This window comes from Pseudomonas sp. TE9122 (assembly GCF_056278925.1).
In genome coordinates, this window is sequence record NZ_JBWBQI010000001.1 from 862,216 (window position 1) to 876,077 (window position 13,862).

Here is a 13,862-nt window from a genome sequence, read left to right on the forward strand (position 1 = left end):
GGTTTCTGCAAGTGCTGTTGCGCTTGCTTGTCCCTCTAGAGAACGGGTGGGGGGATGCGTTACAGGTGGGGCGAGAAATTTATAAAAAATTTCGGATTCAGCAGTATCCCTGTGGGAGCGAGCCTGCTCGCGAAGGCGGTGTGACATTCAACATTATTGGTGCGTGATACATCGCTTTCGCGAGCAGGCTCGCTCCCACAGAGGATCGGTGTTTTTCGTTTGGGCATAAAAAAACGGCCCGAAAGCCGTTTTTCTGTGCAGCGATAACACTCAACCGCCGAGGTACGCCTCGCGCACTTTCGGGTCGGTCAGCAGCGCTTCACCGGTGCCTTGCATGACCACGCGGCCGTTCTCCAGAACGTAGGCGCGGTCGGCGATTTTCAGCGCCTGGTTGGCGTTCTGCTCGACCAGGAACACCGTCACACCGTCCTTGCGCAGCTGTTCGATGATGTCGAAGATCTGCTGGATGATGATCGGCGCCAGACCCAGCGACGGCTCGTCGAGCAGCAGCAGCTTGGGCTTGCTCATCAGTGCACGGCCGATGGCGAGCATCTGCTGTTCGCCGCCGGACATGGTGCCGCCGCGCTGGTTGAAACGCTCTTTCAGGCGTGGGAAAAGTCCGAGGACCTTGTCCATCTGTTCCTGATAGTCGCCCTTGTCGGTGAAAAATCCGCCCATCGACAGGTTTTCTTCCACGGTCAGACGGGCAAACACTCGACGACCTTCCGGGACCACGGCGATGCTCTTGCGCATGATCTGCGACGAGTCCTGGCCGACCAGTTCCTCACCTCATGTAGCGGATGCTGCCGCTGTGCGCCTGCGGCGAACCGCAGAGTGTCATCAGCAGCGTGGATTTGCCGGCACCGTTGGCGCCGATCAGTGTCACGATCTCGCCCTGACGGACTTCGACGTTGACGCTGTGCAGGGCCTGAATCTTGCCGTAGAAGGTGGAAACGTTTTCGAACTGCAGCATTTACGCTTCCCCCAGGTAGGCTTTGATCACTTCAGGATTGTCGCGGATCTGTTCCGGCGTACCGTCGGCCAGCGGCGTGCCCTGATTGATCACGACGATGTGGTCGGAAATGCTCATGACCAGTTTCATGTCGTGTTCAATCAGCAGCACGGTAACGTTGTGCTCTTCGCGCAACACACCGATCAGCGCCTTGAGGTCTTCGGTTTCCTTCGGGTTCAGGCCGGCGGCCGGTTCGTCGAGCATGAGAATCCGCGGACGGGTCATCATGCAGCGGGCGATTTCCAGACGCCGTTGCTGGCCGTAGGCGAGGGTGCCGGCGGTGCGGTTGGCGAACTCTTTGAGGTTGACCTTTTCCAGCCAGTATTCGGCAAATTCCATCGCCTCGCGCTCGCTTTTGCGGAACGCCGGGGTCTTGAACAGGCCGGACAGGAAGTTGGTGTTCAAGTGACGGTGCTGGGCGATCAACAGGTTCTCGACCGCGGTCATGTCCTTGAACAAACGCACGTTCTGGAAGGTACGCACCACGCCTTTGAGGGCGATCTTGTGGCCCGGCAGGCCCTGGATCGGCTCGCCGTCGAGCAGGATGCTGCCGCCGGTAGGCTGATAGAAACCGGTCAGGCAGTTGAACACGGTGGTCTTGCCGGCGCCGTTCGGGCCGATCAGGGCAACCACCTGCTTTTCCTTGACGGTCAGCGCCACGCCGTTGACCGCCAGCAAACCGCCGAAGCGCATGCTCAGATTTTCGACTTTAAGGATCTCGCGGCTCATTTGCGCAACTCCATGTGTGGGCGTTGCATCGGCAGCAGACCTTGTGGACGCCAGATCATCATCAGCACCATCAGCGCACCGAACATCAACATGCGGTACTCGCTGAACTCACGCATCATTTCCGGCAACAGGATCATCACGATCGCCGCCAGAATCACGCCCAGTTGCGAGCCCATGCCACCCAACACGACGATGGCGAGGATGATCGCCGACTCGATGAAGGTGAACGACTCGGGCGTCACCAGCCCCTGACGTGCAGCGAAGAAGCTGCCGGCGAAACCGGCGAACGCAGCACCCAGGGTGAAGGCGGAGAGCTTGATCACGGTCGGGTTCAGGCCCAACGCGCGGCAGGCGATTTCGTCTTCACGCAGCGCTTCCCACGCACGGCCGATCGGCATGCGCAGCAGACGGTTGATCACGAACAGCGCGGCCAGTGCGAGCAACAGCGCAACCAGGTAAAGGAAGATCACCTTGTTGATCGAGTTGTATTGCAGGCCGAAATACTCGTGGAACGTCTGCAGGCCTTCGGCGGCTTTGCGCTCGAAGGTCAGGCCGAAGAACGTCGGTTTTTCGATGTTGCTGATGCCGTTCGGGCCACCGGTGATGTCGGTCAGGTTACGCAGGAACAGACGGATGATTTCGCCGAAACCCAAGGTCACGATCGCCAGATAGTCGCCGCGCAGACGCAACACCGGGAAGCCCAGCAGGAAGCCGAACGTCGCCGCCATCAGGCCGGCAATCGGCAGGCAGATCCAGAAGCTCAAGCCGTAGTAATGCGACAGCAGCGCGTAGCTGTAGGCGCCGACGGCGTAGAAACCGACGTAGCCCAGGTCAAGCAGACCGGCCAGACCGACGACGATGTTCAGGCCCAGGCCGAGCATCACGTAGATCAGGATCAGCGTTGCGATATCCACCGCGCCACGGGAGCCGAAGAACGGCCAGACCAGGGCGATCAGAATCAGCGCAATGATGAAATAGCGCTGGGTGGTTGGCAGGGTCAGGAAGTTGCTGGCCTTGGCCGGGATCAGCGGCATGCCCGGCGAGGAGCGCCAGGCCTTGCTGATCTGCTGGTTGAACAGCACGCGCAAGAACATCAGCACCGAGCAGATCGCGATGGTCGCAAGTACCGCAGGGCTGGTGTTGTGCACTTCCAGATTGATGCCGACGATGGTCAGTTTCAGACCCAGTACCGGGTAGGCCACCGCCCACACCAGCAAGGCACTGAACAGTGCCTGTTTAAGATTCCTAGTCATACTTTCTCAACCTCCGGACGGCCCAGAATGCCGGTCGGACGGAACAACAGCACCAGAACCAGCAGGCCGAACGCAACGACGTCCTTGTACTGGTCGCCGAAGATATCGGCACCGAACGCTTCCGCTACACCGAGCACCAAGCCGCCGAGCATTGCCCCGGGGATGCTGCCGATGCCGCCCAGTACCGCAGCGGTGAAGGCCTTGAGGCCGACGAGGAAACCGGCGTTGGGGTTGATCACGCCGTATTGCATGCTCAGCAGCACCGCGGCAACGGCGGCCAGCGCAGCACCGATGACGAAGGTCAGGGCGATGATGTTGTTGGTGTTGATGCCGAGCAGGTTGGCCATCTTGATGTCCTCGGCACAGGCGCGGCAGGCGCGGCCCAGGCGGGAACGGGAGATGAACAGGGTCAGGCCGAGCATGGCGATCAGGGTCACCACGAACACCACGATCTGCATGTAGGAAATCAGCACTTCTTGTGCGCCACCCGGACCGAAGGCGAAGTTGCCCGGGATCAGGTTGGGGATAGCTTTGTCCTTGGAGTCTTGCGCCAGCAGAACGGTGTTCTGCAGGAAGATCGACATACCGATGGCAGAAATCAGCGGGATCAGACGGTTGCTGCCGCGCAGGGGGCGGTAGGCGATCCGTTCGATGCTGTAACCGTAGGAACTGGTGACGACGATGCTGGCGATGAACGCCGCAGTCATCAACAGCGGGACACTGTCGAGTCCCATCATGGTCAGCCCGGCGATGGCGATGAAGGCCACGTAGGAACCGATCATGTACACCTCGCCGTGGGCGAAGTTGATCATTCCAATGATGCCGTAGACCATCGTGTAGCCGATGGCGATCAGGGCATACATGCTGCCAACGTTGAGGCCGTTAACCAGCTGTTGGAAGAAGTGATAGAGGTCAGGCATTACAGCGCTCCTAAAAACCTGTACGCATTTCACTGGTGGAGTCATTTTCCCGCCCGGCCCCGTGGATCTCTATCCACTTCGAATCCGGGTTTTGCCAGCGAACCGCTGATGACGGTTTTGAGATTTTCAGGTGGGCAGACTGGCGGATCACGCCAGCGCGGCCCATACATTCGCAAAACAAAGCCCACGGCACGCCGTGGGCTTTATTGGCAGTCAGTCGGGCAAGGCCTTACTGAGGCGAAACTTCAGTTTTAGGTTTGCCGTTGTGCCACTCGTACACGACAAATTTGAAGTCCTTCAGGTCGCCCTTGTCGTCGAAGCTCAGGTCGCCGGTCGGGGTCTTGAACGAACCGGCGTGGATGGCTTCAGCCACTTTGGTCGCGTCTTCGGACTTGGCCGCCTTGATGCCTTCGGCAATCACGGTCACTGCCGAGTAGGACGGGAACACGAACGGACCGCTCGGATCTTCCTTCTTGGCCTTGAACGCGTCAGCCAGGGCAACGTTGGCCGGATCCTGGTCGAAGGATTTCGGCAGGGTCACCAGCAGGCCTTCGGACGCATCCTTGGCGATCTGGGTGATCGAGTCGTTACCCACGCCTTCCGGACCCATGAAGCGGGCTTTCAGGCCTTTTTCCTGAGCTTGGCGCAGGATCAGACCCAACTCCGGGTGGTAGCCGCCGTAGTAGACGAAGTCGACGCCGGCTTGCTTGAGCTTGGCGATGATGGCGGAGAAGTCCTTGTCGCCAGCGTTGACGCCTTCGAAGACGGCAACCTTGGTGCCTTTCTTCTCGAGGGTCGATTTGACGGCGGTGGCGATGCCTTCACCGTACTGCTGTTTGTCGTGCAGCACGCCAACCACTTTCGGTTTCACGTGATCGGCGATGTAGTTGCCGGCGGCAGGGCCTTGAGCGCTGTCGAGACCGATGGTGCGGAAGATCATTTTGTAGCCACGGGCGGTGATGTCCGGGCTGGTGGCAGCCGGGGTGATCATGATCACGCCTTCGTCTTCGTAGATGTCCGAAGCTGGCTGGGTGGAGCTGGAGCACAAGTGACCGACCACGAACTTGACGCCGTCGTTGACGACCTTGTTCGCTACCGCTACCGCTTGTTTCGGATCGCAGGCATCGTCGTATTCAACGGCTTCGAGTTTCTTGCCGTCGACGCCGCCCTTGGCGTTGATCTGCTCGATGGCCATTTTCGCGCCACTGAACTGCATGTCGCCGTACTGGGCTACTGGACCGGTTTTAGGGCCGGCGATACCGATTTTGATGGTGTCAGCTGCGAACGAATGGCTGGCAACCCCGGCCAGAACCATAGCGGCAAACAGTTTGGAAATCTGCTTAGTAGCCTTAGTCATAGTGCTCCACTCTTACTGTTGTATTTTTTAGAGTTCTGGCGCCGTAGCAGCAGAACCGGGTCAGATATCTTTGCGATACCCTCCGGAAAATGCCCCGGCAACTGTACCGGTACAGTGTAGAGCGCCGCTTGATCAACTGGGAAGCGGGCGCCACGGGGCAAAACTTGGGGGTGTCGCATTTTTGAATGAAAGAGACAGAATTGCGGCGGGGCAATCGGGGGCATATATCCCAAAAGGCAGCATTCCCTGGCGTTCCTGCTCTTTTCGTTCGGTGCAGCGATTTGCAACCGGGTTTTTCTGCCGGACCACCGACGTTATCATTCGCGTCGATTTCTTTTCCGGACAGCTCCCATGAATCAAGAACCTAGCACCCTCTATGCCAAGCTGCTTGGTGAAACGGCATCTATTACCTGGAAAGAGCTGGAGCCGTTCTTCGCCAAGGGTGCCCTATTGTGGGTCGACCCTGACCTGGATTTGATCGCCGCCGCCGAGGCCGTGGCCTCGGATGAAGGCGAGAAAGTCGCGGCCTGGCTGGCCGACGACAAGGTCGCCAAGCTGTCTGAAACGCGGGCGCTGGATATTTTCGAACGTGATCCGCAGCTGTGGGCCGTGGTGGTTTCGCCGTGGATTCTGATCCAGGAAAGGGCGGCCGTTTAATTGCCTGCACCCTTTTGGCGCCTCGATTGCCGCGCCGCAAGTGTGTAGCGGAGTAGCGTGATGGCACCTTGCCGTGGAGAAATGCCACGCCTCACGGTGACGTAAACGTAACGGGAACAGTTTATGGAGCGGCCTGAGGGTCGCTTAATTGTTTCTGAATGTTCGCAGTGTTGGAGTTTGTCGGTGAAGTCGAGGGCGCCTTCGCGAGCAGGCTCGCTCCCACACTGGAATGCACTTTCCTGTGGGAGCGAGCCTGCTCGCGAATGGGGCGACTCGGTGCTGGATCAGACCGAGTAAGTCTTCCCGGTATGGTTATTCAGCGAAATGACCTTGGTCTTGCCAATCCGGTGGCGGTAGATCTCGCGCAGGTACTTGATCGACTTCTTCACGCAATCGCGTGACAGGCGAATGTCATTGATCGAGACGAACTTGTCCTTGTCGTTGATCAACTCACGGTATTTCTTTTCGTACATCGGTTTGATCGCGTACCAGTTGGTATCGAGGATCTTCGCCGGGTTTTCGAATTCGTTGAGCAGGTCGTCGATCCGCTCCTCGTCGAAGTCTTCCTGAATGATGAAGTCGAGAATCGAGTTATCCAGCGTCTCGTCGAAACGGTACGGATTCTTCGCAAAGCAGCGCTTGATGAATGCCACGATCAGTGTGAGGAAGTCGTCCGACAGGCACGGGCTCTTGGCGATCAGGGTGGTCAGCGACAGGTTGGCCGAAGCGCCGATCACCAGCGCATAGCGCTTGAGCGTGGTGTTGGGGAACAGGCTGTTGAGGTGGGTCTTCAACCGGTTCAGATCCATGTACGACAGTTTGTAGTCTTTCGGCAGCGAGACGATCGAGACCACCGACGAGCAATTCTTGAAGAAGTGCAAATCGTGCAGCGCGGCGGCGTCGTAGCCGGAATTCTTGTACTGCTCAAGCGAAGCGCGATAACGCTTGGATTCGATCGGCAGCAGGCTGATGCCTTCGATGGCCTGAGTGACCTTGTTGAAGTGCGGCAGGTCGATCGAACGGAAGAACAGGTCGTCGATGTTCAGGCGCTGCGGCTCTTTATCGAAGACCTTGAACTTGTCGCTGCTCGGCGGCGGGGTTTCCGGCACCACCGATTCAGCGTAGGCAATCGCCACCGGCCCGGCCAGACTCATGAACAGGTCGTTGGCATCCAGGCGGATGGTTTCGCCGATGTCGATGCCGGCGCGGCGGAAGTAGTTCTGGTCGTAGTCGGTGGTGACTGCCTGCGCCGTCAGAATATTGAAGATCTGCTGCGAGATGTACTGGTTGGCATGCTTCTCCATGGCATTGACATCAATGTTCTGGATATTGCCGTCATCGCTTTCTTCGGCGTAACGCATGATGTCGTTGGAGATCAGCATCATCGCGTTCCACGGGCGGATACGCCCCATCACGCTGGCTTCGCTGCTGTCTTCGTTGGCGAAGTTGTAGGAGAAATCCCATTCCTCCGACAGGTATTTGCACAGCAGGCGCCCGGCGTTGATGTGCAGCGCTTCGGACATTTCGCTGCGGTGGTCGGAAATGTTCGGCAGCACGCAGATGCCGCTGGTGAAGATCGGCTCAAAGACAAACGAATGGCCGCTCTTGCCGTCATGCTCGTCCATCGGCTTGGTGTCGAAGGTCTTGTTCATGTACGAGTGCTGCTGCGCCAGACCGAACTCCGAGGCCATGCCCGAACCGGTACCGCCGCCGGCACTGAAGATCGAGAAATACAGGCGCGACTGGTTGGCCTTGATTCCGCAGCTGTCGATCAGGTACGAGTGGATCATTTTCCAGTCGGGGCTGGAGAAGCGCTGGGTGTCCTTGTTGAGGATGATCTTCGCCAGATACTGGCCGAGGATCGGCGCGTTACCGGCGCCACCGGCGTGGACTTCGGACAAGTCCATGATCTTCATTTTGCTGTAGTCGCGCAGGAAGCCGCTTTTCTCGCCCTTGCGCGAGAAACGGATGCGCCCGGCGATGTCCTTGTCGAGGTCGCCAAGCATCACCAGCGGTTCGACCAGAAACACCGGTTTGGTCGATTTGCTGGTGCCGATGCGCAGATTGTTCTTGATCCACTGCGCTGGGCTGTAGCCCTTGTCGGCCAGGCGTCGGTCGCTCGGGCGGTCTTCGTTGTTGAATTCGTTGAGGTAGAACTTGCGCGCGTTGTACACCAGTTCCGCCACGTCGAGGGCGATGTTGGAGCCGCAGCGACCGAGGCCGATCAGGCACACCGAGGGAAATTCCTGGTCGTTGTGCTGCTCGTTGTCGCCTTCCTGATGCGCCGGGCGCGGGAACACCGAATCACGCAGGCCGTCGAGGTTATCGAGGATGCGGTCGGTGTTGGTCTCGGTGAAGTACAGGTATTGCTGGGTCGACAGCGGGCGCGAGGGCGGCGTCGGTCTGGATAATGACGCGCTGTTCGCGGCGGGGCTCAGGGTCAGATCGGCTGTTGCACTGGCGGGGTTGTTTTTAGAGGTCATGGTGCGCCATTTACCTGGACTGGGTTGGCCCGCCGAACAGTGCCGGCGAACCTCACGGAATAAGATCTCGCGTCTTGTGTGCGCGAATACGGCCCGGGCGTCGTAGTGCTGGCTGGTCTGATCGCCGGGCGGAATCCTTTCCTGATCGTTGATGAATCGGCCATGATTCGGTGATCTTTAATCGAAAAGAGGCGAAATGATGTCAACGCTACCTTCGTTGGGGTTTGCCGGAATCGGCCTGATGGGCCTGCCCATGTGCCGGCGTCTGCTGGCGGCGGGTTACCCGTTGACGGTGTGGAACCGCAACCCGGACAAGTGCGCACCGCTGGTTGCGACCGGCGCCCGCCAGGTATCGAGCCCCGCCGAACTGTGCGCACACGCCGACATCGTTATGCTGTGCCTGGCCGATACCGCCGTGGTGCGTGAAGTGGTGTTTGGCACTGGCGGTGTTGCCGAAGGTGCGAAAAACGGCCAGCTATTGGTGGATTTCTCCAGTCTTGAACCGACCGCGACTCGCGAGATGGCCGCAGCGCTGGCCGAGAAAACCGCCATGGGCTGGCTCGATTCACCAGTGTCCGGCGGCGTGGTGGGCGCCGAGGCCGGCAGTCTGGCAATCATGGTCGGTGGTGCAGCGGCAGATCTTGAGCGCGTGCGCCCGGTGCTGCTCAACCTCGGTCAGCGCGTCACGCACATGGGCGGCGTTGGCGCCGGCCAGGTGACCAAGGCCTGCAACCAGATGATCGTCGCGTGCAATGCGCTGGTGATTGCCGAAGTGGTGGCGTTGGCCGAACAGGCCGGGGTCGATGCCAGTCTGATCGCCGAGGCGCTGGCCGGTGGCTTTGCCGATTCCAAGCCCTTGCAGATCCTTGCTCCGCAAATGGCCGAGAGCCGTTTCGAACCGATCAAGTGGCACGTGCGCACGCTGCTCAAGGATCTCGACACAGCAGTGAAATTTTCCCGCGAGCAGGGCTCGGCGACGCCAATCAGCGGATTGGCCGCACAGTTGATGCGCCTGCATGGGGCGCAAGGCTTTTTAGCGAAGGATCCAGCGACGCTGGTGCAAATGTATCGCGCGCCAGACTCAACGGATTGACCCCGAGCACGGGTTTGCGCTGGTTGATTTCATCGAGCACCGCGCGCAATTCGTCCAGCGGCACCGGGCGGCTGAGCAGATAACCCTGAATGAAGTCGCAGCCCGAACGCTCGAGAAACTCATATTGCTCCAGGCTCTCGACGCCCTCGGTGACCACCTGCAGATGCAGGGTGTGGGCCATGACGATGATCGCCTGCACGATCTCCATGTCCGCCGTGGCGGTGGGGATGTCGAGGATGAACGAGCGGTCGATTTTCAGGGTGTTCAGCGGCAGACGCTTGAGGTAGGCCAGCGACGAATAGCCGGTGCCGAAATCATCGATCGACAGCGACACACCGAGGGCGCGGATCTGCCGCAGCAGCACCAGAGTGTCGGCGATATTGCCCATCAAGGCGTTTTCGGTGACCTCCAGTTCCAGGCGTTCCGGGGCAACGCCCGCCGTGTGCAAGGCGTGCTCAATCTCCTCGGCCAGCTCTTCGCGCGCCAGATTCAGCGGCGAGCAGTTCCAGGCGATTTTCAATTCGGCACAACCATGCCGCGACAGCTCGCCAAGATCCTTGCAGGCGCGGCGCAGCACCCAATTGTCCAGTTCGGCGATCAAACCGTTGTTCTCGGCGATACCTATGAAGCGATCCGGTGTGAGCAAACCGTGAACCGGATGCTGCCAGCGAATCAGCGCCTCGAGCTTGGTCACGCGTCCGGTTTTCACTTCGAAGATCGGCTGGTAGTAGAGCATCAGCGCGTTGTCTTGCCGTAGCGCACTGCGCAGTTCTTCTTCCAGTTGCAGCTCGAAACTGGCGCGGGTCTTCAGGCTGGAATTGAAGAAGTGCAGACCGTTGCGCCCGGCGCCTTTGGATTGGTACAAGGCCAGGTCGGCGTGTTTGAGCAGCTCTTCGCAAGTGGTGCCGTCTTCTGGGAACAGGCTGATGCCGATGCTGGTGGTCATCACCATGCGCCGGCCGGCCAGTTCGATCGGCTCTTTCATCTTGTGCATGATGCGCTGCGCCATACCGCGCGCCTCTTCGCGGTCACGCAGGCTGATGAGGATGCAGAACTCGTCGCCGCCAAAACGCGCGACCACGTCTTCATGGCTGCGCACTGAGCTCTTGATGTGTTGGGCGATGACTTTGAGCAGCGCGTCACCGGCATCATGGCCGAGGCTATCGTTGATGCGCTTGAAGTGGTCGATGTCGAGAAACATCACCGCGAGCATGCCGCCCTCGCTGGTTTTCTGGCTGAGTTTTTCGGCGAACATCTGGTTGAAACCACGGCGGTTGATCAGATTGGTCAGCGCGTCGTAATTGGCCGCTTGCTGCAGGGACATGCGCGCCTGATCGAGTTGGCTGAGCAAGGCGTTGACCCGGCGCAGGTCGTTTTCCTTGTTCTGCAGCTTCTTGTCGGCGAGGGCGGCGCTGATCGCACTGCCGAGGATCAACAGGATGATCAGCGCCACGGTCAGGCCAAGTTGCAAATGCCCGGTTTCACTGCCGCTCGCTGCCAGGGCACCTTCGGGAAGCACCAGATCCAGCGCAGCCATGCCGGTGAAGTGCATGCTGATGATGCCGGCGCCGAGAATCAGCGCCGCGCTGTACTTGAGCAATTGATGCGCGACGCCGCTGCCTTCGCTGAGATAGCGCGCCACCCACAGCGCGGTGAAGCTGGCGCCGATGGCAATCAGCACCGACAGCGCGAACAGCCCTGGCTGATAGTAGGCGGTGGCGCTCGACTTCATCGCGGCCATGCCGACGTAATGCATGCCAGCGATGCCCAAGCCGATGACACACGCGGTCTTCAGGCAATGCAGCGCGCTCGGCTGCACCTCACTGAGGGTGTGCATCGCCAGCCACGAGGCGAGCAGGGCGATCAGTAACGACAAGAGGGTGATGCCGAGGTCGTACTGAATATCGATGGGGGTCTGGAAGGCCAGCATGCCGATGAAGTGCATGGCCCAGATGCCGCCGGCCAGGCAGGTCGCGCCAATCCAGCGCCAGATGCGCCGCGACCCCGGATCTTCGGCATGCACCAGGCGCTCTGCCATGTCCAGGGTGGCGAAACTCGCCGCGCAGGCGACCAGATAGGCCACCATCACCAACAAAGGGTTGTGGCTGCAATCGAGGAGAATCTGCCCGCTCGCCGGCAGCTCGGCAACAAACTGCAAACCAAGCCACTCCATAGCATGCCCCGTCTCGGATTCATCTGGCCCGTGCGTCAATCAACGCAGGCGAATGGATGGAGTATAGAGGCGGTTTTCACGCTGCAAGGCGTAGTGGCACATTGGTGGTAATGATTTTGCCATTAGCCTCATAGCGATTTGCGCTAAGGCTCAGGCAGTGCGCTCCAGCGGCAGATTATTCCAGTGTGGCGGCAAGGGCGGCAGGCCGTGGGCAGCGCGGGCCTTGTCGCAGTCCGGATTGTGTTCGCCGTTCTCCCACGACGCCTCGAACTCGCGGCAGGTGCTCGAGCGCTTGTCATAGATCGTGCAGGCCACAGCGCTGCCGACCTCACCCGCCAGGGACATGCAACGCGCCGGTTTGCGATCGGTGCCGATCATTGCCACCCGGCTCGGGGTGATCTGCGCGACCAGTTCATCGGGCACCGTCCCGCCAGAGGATGAGCACTCACCCCAGAAAAAAGACACACGAAAATGGGAACAGCAGGCACCGCAATTCAGACACGGACTGGCTTCGGACATGGGCGGGGGTATCAAAGGGATTGATCGGAAGATCCGGACGGATCCGGCGGCCATTCTAGACTTTGCCATGGCGTTGGGAAGGGGAGCGCGAAACTATTTTTTTGTCGCCGGATTTTGCCGCGAAAGCCCCGTATGGCGGGGGATTCCAGACTTATCAAGGGCTTACGTTTCGTTACAGTGCGATGGGTCGATATCAGGCTGACGAATGATGACAGACAGCCCCCGTGCGGCTGACTAGATTGCAGGTTCCGGGCTCGACGCGCTGGCAGTGAAGCCCTCATAACAATAAAGAGACGGACCCATGCAGAACTCGACCCAAGCGGCGAATGCCTGGCGCATTCTGTTCCTGCTGTTCCTCGCCAACCTGTTCAATTTCTTCGATCGCACCATCCCGGCGATCATCATCGAACCGATCCGCATGGAATGGCACCTCAGCGACTTTCAGCTGGGCATCATCGGCACCGCGTTCACCATCGTTTATGCCATTGCCGGCCTGCCACTCGGGCGCATGGCCGACACCGGTTCACGCAGCAAACTGATGGGCTGGGGCCTGGCCACCTGGAGTGCGCTGACTGCGGTCAACGGTATGGTCGGCAGTTTCTGGAGCTTTTTGATCGTGCGCATGGGCATCGGCATCGGCGAAGCCAGTTATGCACCAGCGGCCAACTCGCTGATCGGCGATCTGTTTCCGGCGCACCGTCGGGCGCGGGCGATGGGTATTTTCATGCTTGGCCTGCCGCTGGGGCTGCTGCTGGCGTTCTTCACCATCGGCGCGATGGTCAAGGCCTTCGACAGCTGGCGCGCGCCGTTCTTCATCGCCGCCGTGCCGGGGCTGATCCTCGCGGTGTTCATGTTCTTCATCAAAGAGCCGAAACGCGGCGCGGCTGAAACCGTGCAGGTCTCGCAAGAGAAAGTCGACAAACCGATCCGCCGCGTCCTCGCCGTGCCGACCTTCCTGTGGCTAGTGATGGCCGGGCTGTGCTTCAACTTCGCGACCTATGCCTGCAACTCGTTTCTGGTGCCGATGCTGCAGCGCTATTTCCTCATGCCGTTGCAGGAGGCGGCGGTGGCCACCGGTGTCATCGTTGGCGTGACGGGATTGGTCGGGCTGACCCTTGGCGGCTGGATCGCCGACAAGATCCACCAGCGCTTCGCCAGTGGGCGGCTGCTGTTTGCCGCGTTCAGTCTGATCATTTCGACGTTGTGCACAGCCTGGGCGCTGCATGCCGGGCGCATTGAGATCGGCGTCTTCGTCGCGGTGTTCAGCGTTGGCTGGCTGTTCGCGTACAACTTCTATACCTGCGTGTACACGGCGATTCAGGATGTCGTCGAACCGCGCCTGCGGGCGACGGCGATGGCGTTGTTCTTTGCCGGTTTGTATCTGCTCGGCGGCGGGTTGGGGCCGGTGGTCGTGGGTGGTCTGTCGGATCACTTCGCGCACACGGCGATGCTGGCGGCAGGGGCTGAGCAGATGACCGAAGCGTTCAAGGCTGTCGGCCTGCACGACGCGATGTACCTGATCCCGGTAGCGCTGTTCCTGACCATGGTCTTTCTGTTTCTGGCATCGCGGTGTTTTGTTCGCGATGCACAGCGGATGAAGGAGGGGTTGGTGGCGGTGGTTGAGCCTGAAATTTCTGCGGCGACTGCCTGACCGTTTTCGCGAGCA

10 protein-coding genes and 1 pseudogene are annotated in these 13,862 nt (G+C 59.8%); 3 read left to right on the top strand and 8 right to left on the bottom strand.

Annotated features, from left to right (window positions below; all coding sequences use genetic code 11):
- Positions 1-270: 270 nt before the first annotated feature.
- From ACZ9BE_RS03760 to ACZ9BE_RS03780, 5 genes and pseudogenes are all read right to left on the bottom strand, one after another.
- A pseudogene (locus ACZ9BE_RS03760) lies at positions 271-973 on the bottom strand (ABC transporter ATP-binding protein).
- On the bottom strand, positions 974-1,741 hold the full coding sequence (gene livG, locus ACZ9BE_RS03765; RefSeq protein ID WP_016771357.1) for a high-affinity branched-chain amino acid ABC transporter ATP-binding protein LivG: 768 nt from the start codon (positions 1,739-1,741) through the stop codon (positions 974-976). It abuts the pseudogene before it with no gap.
- Positions 1,738-2,994: a high-affinity branched-chain amino acid ABC transporter permease LivM gene (locus ACZ9BE_RS03770; protein ID WP_016771356.1), complete on the bottom strand. Its 1,257-nt coding sequence runs from the start codon at positions 2,992-2,994 to the stop codon at positions 1,738-1,740. Before ACZ9BE_RS03770 ends, livG begins: the two co-directional genes overlap by 4 nt.
- Positions 2,991-3,914 carry a high-affinity branched-chain amino acid ABC transporter permease LivH gene (gene livH, locus ACZ9BE_RS03775; RefSeq protein ID WP_016771355.1) on the bottom strand — a complete coding sequence of 308 codons (924 nt, stop codon included), beginning with the start codon at positions 3,912-3,914 and terminating at the stop codon, positions 2,991-2,993. Before livH ends, ACZ9BE_RS03770 begins: the two co-directional genes overlap by 4 nt.
- Positions 3,915-4,143: 229 nt before the next feature.
- On the bottom strand, positions 4,144-5,271 hold the full coding sequence (locus ACZ9BE_RS03780; RefSeq protein WP_016771354.1) for a branched-chain amino acid ABC transporter substrate-binding protein: 1,128 nt from the start codon (positions 5,269-5,271) through the stop codon (positions 4,144-4,146).
- Positions 5,272-5,622: 351 nt separating this feature from the next.
- Here ACZ9BE_RS03780 and ACZ9BE_RS03785 point away from each other — a divergent pair, with 351 nt between their 5' ends.
- A complete protein-coding gene (locus ACZ9BE_RS03785; protein WP_016771353.1) occupies positions 5,623-5,928 on the top strand; it encodes a DUF2288 domain-containing protein in 306 nt (101 codons plus the stop codon).
- Positions 5,929-6,212: 284 nt separating this feature from the next.
- Here the strand turns inward: ACZ9BE_RS03785 and ACZ9BE_RS03790 are convergent, their stop codons facing one another.
- Positions 6,213-8,411 (bottom strand): hypothetical protein, encoded by a 2,199-nt coding sequence (locus ACZ9BE_RS03790; RefSeq protein WP_095180557.1) that lies wholly within the window; start codon positions 8,409-8,411, stop codon positions 6,213-6,215.
- Between the two features lie 196 nt (positions 8,412-8,607).
- On the opposite strand from ACZ9BE_RS03790, the gene ACZ9BE_RS03795 reads away from it, so the two are divergent.
- Positions 8,608-9,504 (top strand): NAD(P)-dependent oxidoreductase, encoded by an 897-nt coding sequence (locus ACZ9BE_RS03795; protein ID WP_476248920.1) that lies wholly within the window; start codon positions 8,608-8,610, stop codon positions 9,502-9,504.
- Here the strand turns inward: ACZ9BE_RS03795 and ACZ9BE_RS03800 are convergent.
- Positions 9,395-11,677 (bottom strand): putative bifunctional diguanylate cyclase/phosphodiesterase, encoded by a 2,283-nt coding sequence (locus ACZ9BE_RS03800; RefSeq protein ID WP_150636432.1) that lies wholly within the window; start codon positions 11,675-11,677, stop codon positions 9,395-9,397. The two genes, ACZ9BE_RS03795 and ACZ9BE_RS03800, sit on opposite strands and share 110 nt — an antisense overlap.
- A gap of 150 nt (positions 11,678-11,827) precedes the next feature.
- Positions 11,828-12,196 carry a YkgJ family cysteine cluster protein gene (locus ACZ9BE_RS03805; protein WP_236168009.1) on the bottom strand — a complete coding sequence of 123 codons (369 nt, stop codon included), beginning with the start codon at positions 12,194-12,196 and terminating at the stop codon, positions 11,828-11,830.
- 301 nt (positions 12,197-12,497) lie between these two features.
- On the opposite strand from ACZ9BE_RS03805, the gene ACZ9BE_RS03810 reads away from it, so the two are divergent.
- On the top strand, positions 12,498-13,847 hold the full coding sequence (locus ACZ9BE_RS03810) for a spinster family MFS transporter (RefSeq protein WP_073475856.1): 1,350 nt from the start codon (positions 12,498-12,500) through the stop codon (positions 13,845-13,847).
- Positions 13,848-13,862 lie beyond the last annotated feature (15 nt).